The following is a 19688-nucleotide window of genomic DNA, read 5'->3' as shown; positions in this document are numbered from 1 at the left end:
GAAATGGCAGGTCAAAATAGCTCAATTTATATTCACGGAAAAGAAAGAGTGTTATTAACCGGCCTTATTCAGCGTGTAAAAAATAAGACGTTTTGCGGCATTAATTTGTAAAAAAATATCACACCTGATAATTAAAAAAATCATCGCAACTGGAATTCCAATCAGTTGATATGAAATAAAAAAACTTGCCGATCACAGGTTGTAAACTCATCAGAATTACGCAGTAACAACGGGAGCAGGCGCCGCTGACACCCTGAAAAATTGATTTATATCAGGTTTAAATAAGATATTTTAAATCATTAAAATCAACAAATTACAGTATTAGGATAAATAGTAACTTAATATGAATAGCCAGAAAACGCTGTCATACAGACAGGAAAAAAGCACCTCCCCGATAATACGCAGCGCGTGAGAAGCACATCTATAAAAGCTGCGTTACATAATAATCATCTTAAGGCGCACTAAATGTATAATAATTTAACGCAACACAGGAGGAGAAACAGGGAGCAGAGAGGAATGATTCATTGATAATTTATATATTACTTTTATTTATATTAGCGAAAGATATTAATTGCACCGATTTTATTTCTCGCCGACGTTTTCCTGGCGGTATTTAACGCGACGCAATGACAGGCAAATACACAGGCTTTGCACATTTACCTGCCACTGTCAGAAATCAGGCATTCATGATTCTGGATAAAAAAGCCTGATGGATCCAGCGCGGGGTTGCCCACATGAATACCGCGTTTAGTTTATTGCCAAACCCCGCCACCACGCTTATCCGTCCCGCGTCCAGCGCACGGATACCGGCGCGGACCACCGGAGGCGTTTGCATCATGGTCATACGCATTAGCGGCGTGACTTTCTGCTGCGCTACGCTGGCAAAGCCCGTGTCAGTCAGTCCGGGGCACAGGGTCGTTACCGTCACATTGTCCCGCCGGAATTCCCGGTGTAACGCTTCCCCAAGACGCAGCACATAGGCTTTAGCCGCTGAATACACTGCAAAATGCTCAACCCCCTGAAAGGCTAAAATACTCGCAACCTGTAAGATCTTACCCTGCTTACGCTTTCTCATGTCCTCGCCGAACAGGCGTGTCATCAGCGTCAGGCTGGTGATGTCGAGCTGGATCATCGACAAAATAGCCTCCGCCGGGCTGTCCAGAAATGCTCCCTGAAGACCGTGCCCGGCATTATTAATGAGGATATCGATGACGACGCCTTGTGCTGCAAGGCGCTGGTGAAGCTCAGTGACGGCCTGAATGTCTGACAGATCGACCTGTTCAACCTGCACCTCAATGGTGTATTCCTGCCGCAACGAGGCCGCCAGTTCTTCGAGCCGGTCCAGCCGGCGCGCGACCAACACCAGCCGGTGGCCGAGCCTGGCATATTGTCTGGCAAACTCTTCGCCAAAGCCGCTGGAGGCACCGGTAATCAGCACTGCAGAATGTGTTTGAGTCATACGTTGTTCTCTGATGAGTGTCATTTATCGTTGGCGGGCTGTGCATCGCCGCAGCACGTTTGGCGCTGTGTTCAATGAGGTGCATTAATAATGATAATCATCATCTAAAGTGTCAACTCATTTTGATTACAATCATCATCAATAATAATTACCTCGCCCACAAACACAGTGAGGCCCCATTCATGAATTCAGCTCATAGTGCCTATCCTGCCGGACGCCATTATCTGCGCCCGTAAACCCGCTACTATGCCTGCTTCTTTTACTGTCCCGATGGATAACCATGACCCCTTCACAGGCGCTATCGCCGCCCGCTGCCGGAAAAACGACCGGCCTTTCACTGGTGTTAATTCTCAGCGCGTTAATGGCGATCACCTCCTTATCCACCGACATCTATCTGCCTGCGATGCCGGTGATGGCAACAGATTTACAGGGTGACGCGGAGTTAACGATCACCGGCTTTTTGATCGGCTTTTGCATTGCCCAGTTGGTCTGGGGGCCTGTGAGTGACCACTTTGGCCGACGCCTGCCCTTGTTCATTGGCATGGTGTTGTTTATTGCGGGATCGGTGGGATGCGCACTGTCGACGGACATCGTGCAGATCGTTTTCTGGCGAGTCTTTCAGGCGCTGGGAGCCTGCACAGGTCCCATGCTGGCGCGGGCAATGATCCGCGATTTGTTCAGTCGCACGCGTGCTGCACAAATGCTCTCAACGCTGATGATCATCATGGCGGTTGCGCCCATTGCCGGGCCGCTTATCGGCGGCCAGATGATTAAAGTCACCTCATGGCACACCATCTTCTGGCTGCTGGCGATAATCGGCGTGCTGATGCTGGTCTCGCTGTTCTGGCTTGAGGAAACATTGCCTGCCGAAAAACGGGTGAAAGCCTCCTTGTCCGGCGCATTCTCGAACTATGCCATCTTGCTGAAAAACGTTAGTTTTATGCGTTTTACGCTTTGCCTGACCTTCTACTACGTCGCGGCCTATGCGTTTATCACTGGCTCTCCGTTCGTGTACATCCGTTATTTCGGCGTTGATCCGCAGCATTACGGCTGGCTGTTTGCGGTGAATATCATCGGGCTGATGGCTGTCAGCGTGGTGAACCGCCGCCTGGTGCATCGTTATCCGCTGGAGTCGTTGCTCAGATTTGCCGTGTTCGCCGCCACCCTCGCGGCCGTTATCCTTGCCGCCGCGACCGGTTTTGGCTTCGGTGGAATTGGCCTGATTATTGTCGCGGTATTTGTGTTCTTTTCCATGAACGGCATTATTGCCGCCACTTCGACGGCCTGTGCGCTGGACGCGGTGCCGAACGTCGCGGGCTCCGCGTCGGCCCTGATGGGCTCGCTGCAATACGGCAGCGGCATTATTTCATCCCTTTTACTGGCCCTGCTCAGCGATGGCACCCCCTGGACGATGGGCTGGATAATGGCCGTCTTTACGCTGGCCAGTGCGGGTATGGCGCTGATCACCAGGGTTAAGCGGGCCGGATAACATGAACGCTTTGCCGCTCTTCTTTCATTTCTCCTTGCGTTCCTTTATGGGATATATTGAGGGCACTTTCGTAAAATGACCTCTTGATTACAGGCAATGTCGGCAATGGCTCTGATCCCAAAAAACTACTCGCGGCTGGAAAGCGGCTACCGCGAGAAAGCACTAAAAATCTATCCATGGGTATGCGGGCGCTGCTCCCGCGAGTTTGTGTATTCAAACCTGCGCGAGTTAACGGTTCACCATATCGATCACGATCACAACAATAACCCGGCAGATGGCAGCAACTGGGAGTTGTTGTGTCTGTACTGCCACGACAACGAACACTCTAAGTACACCGAAGCCGATCTGTACGGCACAAACGTGGTGGCGGGTGAAGACGCGCAAAATGATGTTGAGGCAGCCACTTACAGTCCGTTTGCGGATTTAAAGTCGATGCTTAATAAGAAGAAATAATCTGGGCAATGCCCGTTTCTGGCACTTACCTGACGCCGTTCAGGTAAGTGCCAGGTTGCGGTCAGCGCATCGCGGTGTGAGAAAAAATAAGCATATTCCTTCCCCTCGTGATATTAACTGCGACCTTCGCATGGAGAAATTTCTCAGCCAAAGAGCTGTAAACCTGGCAGGTTCGTTACAGGGCTAAAACGAGGGATTTTATCTTTTCAGCCTTTTCAAAGTGATCCAGTTTCATCTCCATAATCCACCAATGTGCCACCTCCATCAGCAGTTCCGGTTCATCATTTTTATTCGCAAAAAATGCATAGAATGACAGCCCTACATGGCTGCCCTTCGCCACGATTTTTGCCTCACAGATTCTGATGATTTTTTCCTTCATTTCTGCCCGCACGTTTTCCCCTTTTATAGGCTGTTGATGTGACTCTCTTCGAAACACTATCAATCTGATGCCCGACTAAAACTGTTTTTGAAAAATTAAGTTATCCGCCTAAACAATATTGTTATCGGACAATGCCTTTTTTATACGTAATATGGAGATGAATACATTAAAGTTTATTGCGTTACGCCTGAGACTGATGTAGCTAAATAGCATATAGAGAGAATAAAAAACATACTGAGTAAAAATGATTAACCCTCCGACAGAATATGTCCATTTTAATGGGGTTGATGTAATTGTCGCCCAGGAAAACAAGGCGCCCGCGCCAGCAATAAAACCTATAATAAACATAAGTATGATTATCCAGATGACATTCTTTTTTATTGTCACTTCATGGTCACGGTATTTATAAAAACCTTTAAAAAGAAACAGGGACTTACAGAATTTTTTATGCTTAGCAGGATTTAAAATGTAATACTTCAATATATAAATATTCAGCAAGTAATTGCCGGACATTTTATATTCTGATAACTTGAGTTCCTGTTTATATTTCTCCAGAGTTTCCTCTTCATCCACACACTCTGTCAGATAGGTGATAGCTTCCGCTTTCTTCTCATAAGATAATGAAAAAAAAGTATCGAAGATAAATAATTTTTTCAAATAAGGCAGTGCGGGTATAAATATTTTCCAGACGCCGGCTATAGATGTGATTTCCATACTTCCATCCCTTGTTCAGTTTCCCTTGAAAATCCAACATATCAAAACAAACTATCCGTTTGCGAACATTTATCTCTAGAGCATTATTTTATAGCACACTCAAACAGCGCCTTCACATGAGTCTCCTGCCACACCCAACCCAGTTCACACTCCATTAACGGCCATATTGATGAATACAACTAATTAACCCTATCTCATTACCCCACCTAATAAAATAAATGACTCTGCGTTATGCTTTTCCGACACAATCGCCGGAGGATAACGTCATGCAAACAGTCACACTGAACAATGGTATTGAAATGCCCCTGCTGGGCTTTGGCGTATTTCAGATGACGGATGCCGCCGAATGCGAGCGTGCGGTTATTGATGCTGTCGAAACAGGTTATCGCCTGATTGATACCGCGGCGTCCTATCAGAATGAAACTCAGGTCGGCAATGCCCTTAAGCACAGTGGGATCGCACGTGATGAACTCTTTGTCACCACGAAACTCTGGTTACAGGATACCCATTACGAAGGGGCAAAAGCCCAGTTCGAACGTTCGCTGAACCGCCTGCAGCTCGACTATGTCGATCTGTATCTTATTCATCAGCCCTACGGTGATGTTCATGGGGCGTGGCGGGCCATGGAAGAACTGCAGCAGGCAGGCAAGATCCGCGCTATCGGTGTCAGTAATTTCCAACCCGACAGACTGGCCGATCTTGTGGCATTTAATAAGGTCATCCCCGCCGTGAATCAGATTGAAGTGAACCCTTTCAACCAGCAACTGCACGCCGCACCCTGGATGCAAAGCCGGGGTATCCAGCCTGAAGCCTGGGCGCCCTTTGCAGAAGGGAAAAATGGCTTGTTCCAGCATCCCGTCCTTGCTGAGATGGGTAAAAAGTATGGCAAAAGCGTCGGTCAGATAGTCCTGCGTTGGATCTTCCAGCGCGGCATCGTTTCACTGGCAAAATCGGTGCGTAAAGCGCGTATGGAAGAAAACATCACTGTGCTCGATTTTGAGCTTAATGCTGAAGACATGCTGCGTATTACCGCTCTCGATACCGCAACCAGCGCCTTCTTCTCGCATCGCGATCCGGCCATGGTCGAATGGCTGACGGGCCGTAAACTCGATGTTTAAATCGCGATCAAAACCGCGGCATACATTTCTTTGCAGCCCCTCACATTACGTGAGCCCTTTGTAATTCATTGCTTTTCGCGATCAGGATTTACAGACAATCAGGAGATATCGCTACAAGGCCAGGGATGTCCTGATTGCGACCAAAAGCTCGATTTATTCAACAAAGCCACTCATATTAATTAACGAGACAACTCTATTTCCCTGAAAAAATTCCTATCTCCTCATATTTTTCAGATAACTACTCATTTATGACTCCCGCGATATAACCCCCTTCACATACGAATTATCCTATAAATAACCCCACCTCTTTCCTAATCGGACATTATATAACGCATCTTCTTTCTCTAATTTCTAAAAAAATCACGCTACCCTCTTCTACTTATTTTATTTTTGAGTACACTCTCCCAAAATTATTTGGCCAATACCCTGGCTCAACCTCGGGACCTTTGAGGTTTTAACCTGTTGCAACGGAACAATGGCACAGCGATGGCTTGTGTAGAGATTGTTGCATTCAGGTTATGCGTTGTAAGAAAGGGAATTAAATAATATTCATTCAGGAATATATTGCTGAATGAATATTATTTTCCCATCAACAACTTATCCCCGATCAAATGGACTTGTAACAATCCCCTTTATTTTAAAGGGCGGTAAGGACTACCTTGAATTCAATAACAATAATAAATAATCGCGACCAATGGATCGCGTTAATATTATTTTTGACACCTTTTTCCTATGCCGCTGATTTACCTCAGCCTGGGCAGGAACTGATCCATCAGCAGGAAAACCAGCGGGCCCGTGAAGCCGCTCTGGCACCGCCAACGCCGGACGTGCGTCTGTCGTCGCCGTCTTCCTCTTTTGGCAAATTGCAGTTCCCGCAGGAAACTCCGTGCTTCCCGATCCACCACATTGAGCTGCAAAACCGCAGCGCTTTCCCGCACTGGCTGCCTTTACAGCCGCTTGCCGATCAGGCAGTCGGTCACTGCCTCGGGGGGAAAGGCATCAATCTGGTGATGAGTACGCTGCAAAACCGCCTGGTGGATCACAGTTATGTCACCAGCCGCGTGCTGGCACCGCAGCAGGATCTCAAATCCGGCAACCTGATGCTGACGCTGGTGCCCGGCATCATCCGCCAGGTCAAGCTTGCGCCCGACAGCGATCACCACGTCACCCTCTACAGCGCCTTCCCGGCCCATGACGGCAACCTGCTGGATTTACGTGATATCGAACAGGGGCTGGAAAACCTGCAGCGCGTGCCAACCGTGCAGGCCAGCATGGAAATCGTACCGGGCACTAAACCTGGGGAAAGCGATATTGCGCTGAAATGGAACCAGTCGCGCTTATGGCGGGTCGGGGCATCGCTGGATGACTCCGGCACCCGCAGTACTGGCCGCTATCAGGGTGGCGTGACGGCATATGGCGATAACCTGCTGAGCCTGAGCGATACCCTGTATCTGTCAGCGGGCACCGCATTGCAACCGCACAGTGACAAAAACACCCATAACTACACCGGCCAGTACTCCCTGCCGTTTGGTTATTGGGCTGCCAGCATGACCGCCAGCAGCAACAGTTATTACCAGACCGTGGCCGGCCTCACTAGTGATTATCGCTACAGCGGCGACAGCAACAATCTTGATTTTCAGCTGAGCCGTGTGCTGCACCGCAGCGGTAGCCAGAAAACCACCTTCACCTATGACGTGCTGGCGCGTGAATCGAAGAACTTCATCAATGACACAGAAATCGATGCCCAGCGCCGTCGCACGTCAGCCTGGAAAGTCGGCCTGCAACACCGCCACTATATTGCCGATGCCACGCTGGATGCAGGGATAAGTTATCAGCGCGGCACCCGCTGGTTTGGTGCGATGCCAGCACCGGAAGAGTCTTACGGAGATGCAACGGCGCTGAGCAAAATCATTCAGATGAATGCCCAGCTCAATCTGCCTTTTGCCTTAGCGTCACAACAGTTCCAGTACAACGTGCAATACCAGCGGCAGATGAGTAACACCCCACTGACGCCACAGGACCAGTTTGCCATTGGCAGCCGCTGGACGGTGCGGGGCTTTGACGGCGAACGTACGCTCAACGCCGACAACGGCTGGACGGTGCGTAACGAACTGGCCTGGCAGACGCCGCTGCCAAATCAGCAGCTCTATCTTGGCGTGGATTACGGCGCCGTCAGTGGTCACGGCAGCGAATATCTGGTGGGTAACCACCTGGCCGGTGGCGCAATAGGCACCCGCGGCGCGTTATTGGGCGTTAATTACGACCTGTTCGCCGGTATTCCGCTGTCCAAACCGGACGGTTTCGCCACCGACCCGGTGTCGCTGGCCTTTAACCTGAACTGGCAGTACTGAAACATGACCCACACCCCACAGATTGTTGGGGACCCTTTGTTAGCAAGGAAGCTGCTATGAACAAGCATCTCTATCGGATTATTTTTAATAAAACACGCGGCCTGTTGATGGTGGTGGCCGAAATCGCCAAAGCCCATAACGGGGGAGGCGCACGCGAGGCTGTGCCCAATCAGCGGACCTGCCAGCGTTTCAGCCGCCTCTCCAGCCTGAGTTTTAGCCTGTTACTGGCGCTGGGTTGCGTCAGTCTGAACGTACAGGCGGGAATCGTTGCCGACGGCAGTGCGCCGGGTAACCAGCAGCCGACTGTTATCGGCAGCGCCAATGGCACCCCGCAGGTCAATATTCAGACGCCTGGTGCAGGCGGTGTTTCACACAATAAATTCAGCCAGTTCGATGTAGATAACCAGGGCGTTATTCTCAATAACTCGCACAACAATACTTCCACCCAGTTGGGCGGCATGGTTACCGGCAACCCGTGGCTGGCCAAAAAAGAAGCCACCGTTATTCTCAACGAAGTCAATTCACGCAACCCCAGCCAGCTAAATGGCTATATCGAAGTGGCGGGTAAAAAAGCCCAGGTGGTGATTGCCAACCCGTCTGGCATCACCTGTGACGGCTGTGGGTTTATCAACGCCAATCGCGCCACGCTGACCACCGGACAGACGCAGCTCAATAACGGGCAAATCACCGGTTATGACATCGGTCAGGGCAATATCACCGTGCAGGGCCGGGGCATGGACAGCAGCAGGCAGGACAGTACCGACTTGATTGCCCGCGCGGTCAATATCAACGCCGGAATTTGGGCCAATGACCTGAAAGTCACTGCCGGACGTAATCACGTTGATGCCGACCATCAAAGCATCCGCGCCAGCGCAGCCGATGGCAGTACGCGCCCGGCACTGGCCATTGACGTTTCGCAGCTTGGCGGCATGTACGCCGGTAAAATCCGCCTGATAGGTACGCAAGGCGGCGTTGGCGTGCGCAACGCAGGCAATATCGGCACCTCGGCAGGCAGCGTGGTAGTGACCGCTGAGGGTCGTATTGAGAACAGCGGCACGATCAACAGCGCGCAGGATTTGGCGGTCACCGCTCAGGGGGATATCCAAAACAGCGGCAATGTGTACGCCACGGTAGCCGCCTCCGGCGCGTTGACCCACAGCGGCATTATTGCCAGCGCCAGTCAGACCCGCGTCAGTGCGGCGTCCATTAATGCCAGCCAGCAGAGCGTTTTGGCCGCGGGCATGAATGATCAGGGCCAGTTTGGCAGCACCGGGGATTTAACTCTCAGCAGTCAGGGGATGTTAAGCGCCCGCGGGCAGAATCTGGCTCCGGGGCAACTGAATGTTCAGGGTACCGCGGTCGACCTGAGCGACAGCCAGACTTCTGGCCAACATATCCAGGTTACGGCATCCGCTGGCGACCTTTCCACCGCCCGCGCCAGCGTGTCGGCGACGCAAACGCTCAGCCTGACGACGCCCGGTCAGTTAAATAACACTGGCGGCAAACTGGCGGGCGATAAACTTAACCTGACGGCTCGCCAGCTGGTCAATCGGCAAGGCACCGTCCAGCAACTGGGCACCAGCGACCTGACGCTGTCGCATCAGGCCAGTATCGATAACAGCGGCGGGACGATTGCCAGCAACAGCGTCAACCTGACCTTTAACACCGACATTTTCGACAACACTCAGGGGCAGATACTGCACGCGGGTGACGGGCAACTGATCCTCGACGCCGGGCAGTTTAACGATGCTCAGGGCACCCTGACCAGCAACGGCGCGCTCAATTTACGCGCGAATACGCTGACGCTGGACAACGCCAGCACCCAGGCCGGACAAATCACGGTCAATGCGTGAACGCTCTCCAACCGTGCCGGTAGCCTGGCGCAAAGCGGCCACGGCGCGATGACAGTCACGGTGACGGGCGCACTGGATAACAGCGGCGGCAGTATGGCCAGCAATGGCGCGCTGGCGGTGCAGGCCGTGCAGGTCACTAACGCGCAGGGAAAACTGCTGGCGGCCGCCGACAGCACCTTTAGCCTGACCAGCAAGGGCGGGTTGAACAACCAGCAGGGCCAGGTCGCGGGCGGGAACATCGCGGTGAATACCGGTACGCAGGCGATCAATAATCTGCAGGGCGTGTTTGCGGCCACAAGTCAGCTTGCGATACAAAGCGGCAGCCTGAACAATGACGGCGGCCTGTTGCAATCCGGGGGCGCCCTCTCCCTCAATACGCACGGCGCGGCGTTAAGCAACCGCAACAGCGGGGATAATGGCGGCATACTCAGCCAGGGGAACCTGCTGATCAGCAGTGGCGCACTGGACAACAGTTCAGGCGTACTGGTCGGTGGAAGCACCAGCCAGTTGTCGACCGCCGCGCTGAATAATCAGCAAGGCCAGCTGATAAGTCAGGGTGCCTTAACCCTGACCTCGCAGGCGCTGAACAATCAGGCCGGGCTGGTACAGTCCGGCGATACGCTGGCACTCAATACGCAGGGCCAGACCCTGACCAATACTGACAGCGGCGACGCGGGCGGTATTCTTAGCCAGGGGGCGATGACGCTCACTACCGGCAACCTGAATAACCAAAACGGTTTTATTCTCGGGCAGGCTGTCACCGCCACCCTTCATGCCGATACGCTCAATAACCTTTCTGGCACCTTTGCCAGTCGTGGCGCGCTAACTCTCGACAGCGGCGCAATCAACAACGATGGCGGATTGTTGCAGTCAGCGGCGGCGCTCACCATCGACACCCACGGCGAGGCTATCAGCAACCGCAACAGCGGCGATCGGGGTGGCATTCTCAGTCAGGGCACCCTGACGGTGCGCGCGGGTCATCTTGATAACCAGTCCGGCGTGCTGATGGGCAACCAGAACAGCGCCCTGACACTGGCGCAGGTCAATAACCAGCACGGCATACTCGGCAGCCAACAGGGCAACCTTTCGCTGACTACGCAGGCCTTTGACAACACCGCGGGCCTGATACAATCCGGCCAGTCGCTGACGCTCGATACTCAGGGCCAGCGCCTGACTAACACCGCGAGCGGCCAGACCGGCGGCCTGTTCAGTCTGGGCGACCTGACGCTACATGCAGGTGATGTCGATAACCAGTCAGGCGTTATCGTTAGCCAGCAATCGGCCAATATCAGCACGCAGACGCTCAATAATCAGAACGGCAAACTGGCCAGCGGCGGCGACCTCACCCTGCTGACGCAGGCAGTCAATAACACCGGCGGCCTGATGCAGTCGCAAGGAGCAATGAGTCTCGATACTCACGGGCAGTCGCTCAACAATACTTACAGTGGCGAGAGCGGCGGTATCAGCAGCCAGGGCAATCTGACACTGACCACCGGCCAGTTCGACAATACGCAGGGCTTTATTGCCAGCAATGCCCAGGCGGCTATCACCAGCGGTGAGTTTATCAACCAGAACGGCCTGCTCGGCAGCCGTCTGGATCTGACCTTATCCACCGCCGCGCTGACCAACCAACAGGGCACCTTACAGGCCGGGCAAACCCTGGCGCTGGACACCCACGGGCAGCAACTGGATAACCAGAACAGCGGGCTGATAAGCGCTGGCAATACTTTGCAACTGCTGACCGGGGCGCTGCTTAATCAGAGTGGCCAGCTGCAAAGTCGTGAAAGCCTGAGTATCAATACACAGGGCCAGTTACTGGATAACCAGAACGGGCTGATGCTCTCGGGCGACAGTTTACACATTGACAGTGGTGAGCTGAATAATAGCCGCGGGCAGTTGCAGGCGGTGGGTGCACTGACGCTCAATGCCTGGAATGCCACCCTCACCAACCAGTCCGGGCTTATCCGCTCCGGCGCCAGCGTTGTGATCAACAGCGCCCAGCTGATTAACCGTCAGACGCAAGGTACGGATGAAGGGATTGAAGGTCAGTCGGTGCACATCAGCGCCGCAGCGGTCGATAACAATCAGGGCGTGATGCGCAGTGATGATGCGCTGGTAGTGACTACCGGCTCACTGGATAACACCGGCGGTCTGGCCTCCTCCGGCAACCGGTTAAACATCAGTGGTAACGGGCTGGCACTGACCAACACCGGCGGCACGCTGATTGCCGGTAACGCGTTTGACCTGATGGCGGATTCTCTGACCGGCGACGGCAATGTGCTGTCGCAAGGAGATATGCAACTTGCACTCAATCAGAATTTCGTTAATCAGGGCCAGGTGGTTGCCAATGGCGATTTGACCTTCACCCTTAACCAGCAACTCACCAATAACAGCCTGATAAAAGCCGGTGGTGTGCTGGATATGCATGCCAGCCAACTGACCAATAACGCTTCGGCGGAAATTAGCGCTGGGGCAACTCACCTCACAGTTGATAACGACCTGACCAACCGCGGGCTGATCGACGGCGGGTTGACCCATATCGACACCGCGACGCTGACCAATATCGGCAGCGGGCGGATTTACGGCGACCATATCGCGATTAAGAGTGACACTCTGAATAACCTGGCCGAAAGCGGCACGGCGGCCACGATTGCTGCCCGCGAACAGCTGGATATCGGTGCGCAGACCATCAACAACCTCGACCACGGGCTGATTTACACCGCGGATTCGCTGGCGATTGGCGGTGCGCTGGACGATAACCTTAACGCTACTGGTCAGGCCGGAATACTCAATAACCACAGTTCGACGGTGGAATCCGCCGGGGACATGTGGCTGAACATTGCCCAGATTAACAACGTCAATGACCATCTGGTGACCGCTACGGTTATCACCGAAAAGTCGGCGCACCATGAAGCCGCCCTTTCCAGTTCGCCGAACCGCTTTGACTGGGCCGACATCAATACCTCTACCAGTAACAAATACGGCGTACACAAGGCCATCATGCCGGACGGCACCAGCGGTAACACCTTCTATGAATACCAGTATGACCGCACGGTGACCGAGACCCAGGTTATCGAGAGTGATCCGGGGCAGATCATCGCGGGCGGTAATCTGGCTATTAACAGCAATACGGTCAATAACCTCGACAGCCGCATCGTCGCAGGCGGATTGCTCTCCGGTGTGATTGGCTATCTGAATAACGTCGCCACTCAGGGTGAGAAAATCACTACTGACATCGGTACTCAGACCCGCTGGTATGCCAAGAAGACCAAACACAGCTTCGGTGGCACCACCACCTCACAGGGCAAGGATAAAAGCAATTATGCCCCTGCCCCGGTGATACAGACCATCGACCTGAAAACCTTGGCCTATCAGGGCAATACCAATGTCAGCGGCAGCGGTACCACCATTTCCGGTCGCAATACCACTGCCCTGACCGGTGATATCGCAGGCGCCGGTGATACGCGCGGGCTGAGCAATATCGATGCGGCCACGCTTCGCTCACAGGATAGCGCCGGGGGACTGTGGCAACCGGGTATTATCCCGCTCGACACTCCGCTGGTGCTGCCAGCCGGTCAGACTTTCCACGTCGATTTACCGACGGTGAACGGGATAACTCCGGTTATCCGTATGGTCAGCCCGAATACCCGACTGCCAGATAACAGCCTGTTCCAGCTGCACCCGGAGAGCACGGCGTCGTATCTGGTAGAGACCGATCCGCGCTTCACTAACCAGAAGAAGTGGCTGGGCAGTGACTATATGCAGAACGCCTTTACCACCAACAATGACAACGTGCTGAAACGCCTGGGGGACGGCTACTACGAGCAGCAACTGATACGTCAGCAGATTATCAGCCTCACCGGTCAGCGCTATCTGGACGGTTATGGCAACGATGAAGATCAGTTCAAAGCGCTGATGGACAACGGCATCGCCTTTGGTCAGCAGTACCACCTGACGCCCGGTATAGCACTGAGCCCGGTGCAGATGGCGTTACTGACCGGCGACATGGTGTGGCTGGTCGCACAGACGGTGACGTTGCCGGATGGCAGCACCCAACAGGTACTGGTGCCGCAGCTGTATGCCAAAGTGCAACAAGGGGATGTGGACGGCAGCGGCGCCCTGCTCGCCGGTAAGCAGGTCGCCCTGAGTGTCGGCCATGACCTGACCAACAGCGGCACCATCGCCGGACGTGAAGTGACCCAGCTGACGGCGGATAATCTGACCAACAGCGGCTTAATCAGCGGCGACCGGGTCAATCTGATGGCGCGTACCGACCTGACTAACCTCGGCGGCACCTTACAGGCCAAAGACAGCCTGGTGGCTATCGCCGGCCGCGACCTGACCAGCAGCAGCACACTGCGCGGCACCGACGCCAACCGCTACCTTGACCGGGTGGCAGGCATCTATGTGCAAAACGACAACGGCCAACTGGGCCTTCAGGCCATCAATAACCTGAACCTGACGGCGACCGACATCAGCAATGCCGGTAAAAACAGCCAGACCACACTGATTGCCGGTAACGATATCAATCTCAACACCCTGACCACCACCCACAGCGAAAACGGCAGTTGGGGCAAAGGCAATGACCGCAGCGTGACGCAGAGCACCGATGTCGGCACGCAGATTAACGGCGCTGGCGCCATTGCTTTGCAGGCGGGCCACGACCTTAACGCCCGCGCGGCGACGGTCAATGCCGCAGACGCCCTCACGGCAACCGCAGGCCATGATATCAACCTGACCAGCGGCAACGACAGCTACCATGTAACCGAGAACAGCCGTCAAAGCAGCAAAGGGATAGTGTCGGGCCAGACCATTACCACGCACGACGAAGTGCAAAGCCAGAGCGCAATCGGCAGCAATTTCGGCGGCGATAAGGTGACGATGCAGGCCGGGCATGACCTGTTAGTGCAAGGCAGCAGCGTGGCGGGCACTCACGATGTCACGCTGGCGGCGGGCAACAACCTGACCGTCACCACCGCTGATGAAACGCGTCAGGAGAACCATCAATATCAGGAGAAGAATACCGGCCTCTCCGGCACCGGCGGCATTGGTTTCAGCTACGGTCAGCAGAGCCTGAAAACCACCGACGACGGCGTCACGCATTACAGTGCCGGCAGCACGGTGGGCAGCGTCAACGGCAACACCACGCTGAGTGCGGGCAACAACCTGACGGTCAAAGGTTCGGACGTGCTGGCCGCGAAGGACATCAATCTGAGCGGCAGCGAAGTGAACATTCTGGCGGCAGATAACCAGAGTTCGCAGACGCACACCGTGGAGCAAAAACAGAGCGGGCTGACGCTGGCCCTGTCCGGCACGGTCGGCAGCGCGATTAACACGGCGGTCTCGGGCGCCAACGACGCCAGCAAGCAAAGCAGCGACAGGCTCGCAGCCCTTGATGGCATGAAGGCGGCGCTCAGCGGCGCGCAGGCGTATCAGGGCAAATCTCTGGCTGAAGCGGACGGCAGCGAAGGCAGCATGATAGGCGTCAATCTCTCCTACGGCAGCCAGTCGTCGAAATCCACGCAGACCCAGACCAGTAACCAGAGCCAGGGCAGCACGGTGACGGCGGGCAATAACCTGAATATTCGGGCGACCGGCACCGACATTAACATTCAGGGCAGCCAGTTGCAGGCCGGTAAAGACATCGGGCTGATAGCTAACCGCGACGTGAATCTGTGGTCGGGCGTCAATACTTCAGTACTCGACGGTTCGAACGAGAGCCACGGCGGTTCGGTGGGCGTCGGATTCAACTTCGGTCAGGGCGCGAACGGGTTATCCATCAACGCCAGCGCCAATAAAGGCAAAGGCAGTGAAACCGGCAACGGCACCAGCCATACCGAAACCACCGTCAACGCCGGAAACAACCTGAACATTGTCAGCGGCCGCGACACCACGCTGACCGGTGCACAGGTCAGCGGTGAAAAAGTAACGATGGACGTGGCCCGTAACCTGACCCTCACCAGCGAACAGGACACCGACAACTACGACTCGAAGCAGCAAAATGCCAGCGCCGGCGGCAGTATCAGTATGGGCGGCGGCAGCGCTTCGGTGAATCTGAGCAAAGATAAGATGCACAGCACCTACGAGAGCGTGCAGGAGCAGACGGGTATTTTTGCCGGCAAAGGCGGCTTTGACATCACCGTCGGCGACCACACGCAGCTTAACGGCGCGGTTATCGGCTCGACCGGGGATGCCAGCCTGAATAAGCTCGACACCGGCACGCTGGGGTTCAGTGATATCAAAAACAGCGCCGCGTATGAAGTCGAGCACCAGAGCGTGGGCGTCAGCACCGGTGGCAACATCGGCGGCCAGTTCGCAGGCAATATGGCCAACGGCCTGCTGGTGGGCGTCAACGGCAGCGGCAGCGACAGTTCGACCACCAAAGCCGCCATCTCGGGTGGCACCATTATTGTCCGTGACAAAGATAACCAGACGCAGGATGTAAACGACCTGAGCCGCGACGTCGAGCACGCCAACCAGACCCTCTCCCCTATCTTCGACAAAGAGAAAGAGCAGGAGCGGTTGCAGGAAGCGCAAAAGATTGGGGAAATCGGGAGTCAGGTGATGGATATCGCCAGAACGCAGGGTGACCTGAACGGACTGAGCGAGGCGAAAAAAACTCATCCTGAAATGTCCGCTGACGAGCTGCGCAAGACCGATGTCTACAAAGCCGAAATGGCGAAATACGGCACCGGTAGCGCCATCCAGCAGGGACTTCAGGCGGCGACGGCGGCGGTACAGGGTCTGGCGGGTGGCGACCTGAAGTCTGCGATAGCGGGCGGCAGTGCGCCTTATCTTGCTGAAGTGATCCATAATATGACCACCGATCCAGTGACTGGTCAGGTGAACAAAGAAGCCAACCTGATGGCGCACGCCGTCGTCGGCGCGGTAGTTGCGCAAATCAACGGCAACGGCGCGTTAGCGGGCGCATCCGGTGCGGCCGTGGGTGAATTTATCGCGCAGCAGCTTTATCCGAATATCAAGCGTGAAGATTTAACGGAAGAGCAGCGGCAAACTATCTCCTCGTTGTCGACGCTGGCGGCGGGCCTTGCTGGCGGGTTAACAGGAGACAGTTCAGCGGATACAGTTGCGGGGGCGCAGGCTGGGAAGAACTCGTCTGAGAACAATAATCTCTCATTGCCGCCTGGGATGATGGATTACGGTCAGGCGGCAGCATCGTGGAACAAATATGCGGTGGACAATAGTCTGTCACCTGAACAGACACAGGCTGGGCTGGATAGTATTGCTATAGGAGAAGGGCCATCGTGGGGGGTAACTTATAAGGTTAAACCTTTTGCTAAAACTGATGTGGCTGGAGGTTTAGGACCAGCTGGATTTGCTGAAGCAAATATTGATCCAAGCCAGTTTTCAATTAACGGTGGGATGACTTCAGCGCTTGGTGTGAAAGGAAGTGCGGCCGTTGGTTTAACATTTGGACCATATTTTCCTGGTGCAGTAGGAGCACCTGATAAAATCTACTCTTTCGATATAGGGTTGGGTTACGGCTCGGTTGGTATGTCAGCAGGAAAAGACGGTATAGGGTTATCATTTGGTGTTGGGCCGTCCTTTGGGTGGACTGGGTTTTCAAAGAATACCCCATTGGGAGAGGTGGACATGAATGGAACCGCAGGATCTGAAATATATCATTATGATTTTAAAGGAAAAAAATAATGACTATATATATTGTGTTTTTCCTTATGACCTTGAATTTAATAGGGTTAGTAGCATGTTTCATTTTGTTTTGTCATTATAGGAACTTTTCTTTTAGAGATATAATGGCACCGTTAAAATTTTTTGATTTCTGTTTTTTTGAACGAGGGACTATTTCAAATAGTTCGATAGTGCTACTTTTGTTTACTTATATTTTTGGAATTGCCCTCAGCGTTGTCAGAGGTGATGGGTTTAGCTTTGTTCTTTCGAATGCCATCGGGGTGCTTTCAATAATCTTATTTATATTGCACTGTAGATTTTTATCAAAAAGAAGGTTTTTAAATGTAAATGGGATTGAGTTTTTAAAAGAATTCTTTTTCGAAAGAAAAGTTAATACTCATAATTTACTTTTATGGCTAGCCAGATTTCTCTATATTTTTTGGATTTACCGGCTTGTTTTATGAATTCATTTTGCTAAAAAATCCCGGCCAAGTCGCCGGGATTTTACTTTTTAGCCCCAAGTATAGATGGACTCCTAATAAAAATTCTCTATCCGGTTGGATGGAGAGTGTTTGGGAAATAAATGGTATTGTCTTTATGCTCATGGGATATTTTGATGAAAAAGACTGTGAGCTTGTAGCCTTAGGTCGACAGGGTGTATTAAAAAATTATTTTCTAACTCAACAATGATAGTAATTTCATATGGTGGAAATTTATTATGTGATACACCTCGGAGTTGGACGGCAGCTCGATAGGTGCTGGCTTCAACTTTGGGCACGACAGCAGCGGTCTGACGGTCAACGCTAGCGGCAACAAAGGCAAAGGTTCGAAGAGCGGCAACGGCCTCACGCATACCGAAACCACCGTCAACACCGGAAACAATAAAGCCGAAATGGCGAAATTCGGCACCGGCAGCGCCATCCAGCAGGGACTCCAGGCCGCGACGGCGGCGGTACAGGGTCTGGCGGGTGGCGATATGGCGATATGGCGAAGGCTATCGCGGGGTGCCAGCCCGTATCTGGCGGAAGTGATCCATAATATGACCACGGACCCGGTGACAGGCAAAGTGAACACCGAAGCCAACCTGATGGCCCATGCAGTCGTTGGTGCGGTAGTTGCACAAATTAACGGTAACAGCGCGTTAGCGGGGGCATCCGGCGCGGCGATGGGTGAATTTATCGCCCAGCAGCTTTATCCGAATATCAAGCGTGAAGATTTAACCGAAGAGCAGCGGCAAACTATCTCCTCGTTGTCGACGCTGGCGGCGGGCCTTGCTGGCGGGTTAACAGGAGACAGTTCAGCGGATGCAGTTGCGGGGGCGCAGGCTGGGAAGAATGCGGTTGAGAATAACTTCCTGGGCACGGAAGAAGATCAAATTAAAGCTGTACAGAGGCACGGAGCAGATGTTCTCTCCTGTGCAGATAACCCGTCAGGTACAGCCTGCCAGCGAGGGATCGCAGAAAATAAAGCGTATGCAGGGGCGCTGGCAGCAGCGGAGCTGATTTATTTACCGGGTGGAATGCAGGTAACAGCTGCCCTTGGTGGGACAGCAAATGCTGGTATTCAATATGCGATTAACGGAACAGTTAATCCAACAGATGTATTAATCGCGACCTATGTTGGTGCATTTACAGCTAACACTGGCCTATGGGGAACTATAGGCTGGAATGCGGCAGGTGGCGCGACATCGAATTATCTGAAAGGGGATGATCCGTTAGCAGGTGCAGGTTGGGCAGCAGGTGGAGCCGCACTGGGCTACGGAATGGGTAAATACTTAATCGAAATGCCGCTGAATAAAGTGTTGAATCCTACATGGAAAAATTATGAGTGGACCGACATAGGGATGGGAATTAGTAAGCCATTGCAATTTGATGCTCGTCCAGGAACGTGGGGTACTATAGCTGGTTCAACCACCACCGAAGGTGCTGCTCAGGGCGGTTCTAAAATGGTAGAGCAGAATAAAAAGAAAGGATCCAATTAAATGAAGCGAGAATTGTCTATTCTTATATATGTAATAGCAATGGGTTCTTTTATCATTTTTGTTGTCGCTTTCTTAAGTCGACTGTTTACATATTGGTCTAATGATATTGCTATCCCATTTGAGGAACTGCTTTATATAAGTTTTAAAGTAGGATTAGCAGGCGGTACTATCGGTGGCGTAGGCACTTGGCTTATGCATATATTTAATTTATATCGTCACAGGTAAGCTCAAATCCCGGCTC

The 19688-nt window shown here is 53.1% G+C and carries 11 protein-coding genes; 8 read left to right on the top strand and 3 right to left on the bottom strand.

Annotated elements, in window-relative coordinates:
* Window positions 1–676: 676 nt before the first annotated feature.
* Window positions 677–1459 carry an SDR family NAD(P)-dependent oxidoreductase gene (locus ACO0U8_RS21120; protein ID WP_056781903.1) on the bottom strand — a complete coding sequence of 261 codons (783 nt, stop codon included), beginning with the start codon at window positions 1457–1459 and terminating at the stop codon, window positions 677–679.
* A gap of 280 nt (window positions 1460–1739) precedes the next feature.
* Between ACO0U8_RS21120 and ACO0U8_RS21115 the strand changes: the two genes are divergently transcribed.
* Complete coding sequence (locus tag ACO0U8_RS21115) at window positions 1740–2948, top strand: multidrug effflux MFS transporter (RefSeq protein WP_421671577.1); 1209 nt, start codon at window positions 1740–1742, stop codon at window positions 2946–2948.
* Window positions 2949–3053: 105 nt separating this feature from the next.
* Window positions 3054–3401, top strand: coding sequence for an HNH nuclease YajD (yajD, locus tag ACO0U8_RS21110; RefSeq protein WP_056781907.1), 348 nt, complete (start codon window positions 3054–3056; stop codon window positions 3399–3401).
* A 175-nt stretch (window positions 3402–3576) separates the two neighbouring features.
* On the opposite strand, the gene ACO0U8_RS21105 is transcribed toward yajD, so the two are convergent.
* Window positions 3577–3792: a DUF6500 family protein gene (locus ACO0U8_RS21105; protein ID WP_056781909.1), complete on the bottom strand. Its 216-nt coding sequence runs from the start codon at window positions 3790–3792 to the stop codon at window positions 3577–3579.
* 96 nt (window positions 3793–3888) lie between these two features.
* Window positions 3889–4494 (bottom strand): hypothetical protein, encoded by a 606-nt coding sequence (locus tag ACO0U8_RS21100; protein ID WP_421671576.1) that lies wholly within the window; start codon window positions 4492–4494, stop codon window positions 3889–3891.
* A gap of 266 nt (window positions 4495–4760) precedes the next feature.
* Here ACO0U8_RS21100 and ACO0U8_RS21095 point away from each other — a divergent pair, with 266 nt between their 5' ends.
* The 6 genes from ACO0U8_RS21095 (at window position 4761) to ACO0U8_RS21070 (ending at window position 19672) form a co-directional block, all read left to right on the top strand.
* Window positions 4761–5612, top strand: a complete 852-nt coding sequence (locus ACO0U8_RS21095) for an aldo/keto reductase (protein ID WP_421671575.1) — start codon at window positions 4761–4763, stop codon at window positions 5610–5612.
* Between the two features lie 716 nt (window positions 5613–6328).
* Window positions 6329–7963, top strand: coding sequence for a ShlB/FhaC/HecB family hemolysin secretion/activation protein (locus tag ACO0U8_RS21090; protein WP_421671574.1), 1635 nt, complete (start codon window positions 6329–6331; stop codon window positions 7961–7963).
* Window positions 7964–8019: 56 nt separating this feature from the next.
* Window positions 8020–9816: a filamentous hemagglutinin N-terminal domain-containing protein gene (locus ACO0U8_RS21085; RefSeq protein WP_421671573.1), complete on the top strand. Its 1797-nt coding sequence runs from the start codon at window positions 8020–8022 to the stop codon at window positions 9814–9816.
* A 48-nt stretch (window positions 9817–9864) separates the two neighbouring features.
* Complete coding sequence (locus ACO0U8_RS21080) at window positions 9865–17487, top strand: hemagglutinin repeat-containing protein (RefSeq protein ID WP_421671572.1); 7623 nt, start codon at window positions 9865–9867, stop codon at window positions 17485–17487.
* 715 nt (window positions 17488–18202) lie between these two features.
* Window positions 18203–19447, top strand: a complete 1245-nt coding sequence (locus ACO0U8_RS21075) for a VENN motif pre-toxin domain-containing protein (RefSeq protein WP_421671571.1) — start codon at window positions 18203–18205, stop codon at window positions 19445–19447.
* Window positions 19448–19672 (top strand): hypothetical protein, encoded by a 225-nt coding sequence (locus tag ACO0U8_RS21070; protein ID WP_421671570.1) that lies wholly within the window; start codon window positions 19448–19450, stop codon window positions 19670–19672.
* Window positions 19673–19688: the final 16 nt, after the last annotated feature.

This window comes from Rahnella sp. EDr1-12 (genome assembly GCF_049206505.1).
In the GTDB taxonomy this organism is placed as follows: Bacteria; Pseudomonadota; Gammaproteobacteria; order Enterobacterales; family Enterobacteriaceae; genus Rahnella; species Rahnella rivi.
The sequence above is the reverse complement of the archived record's forward strand: the minus strand, read 5'-3'. Positions and strand labels throughout refer to the sequence as shown.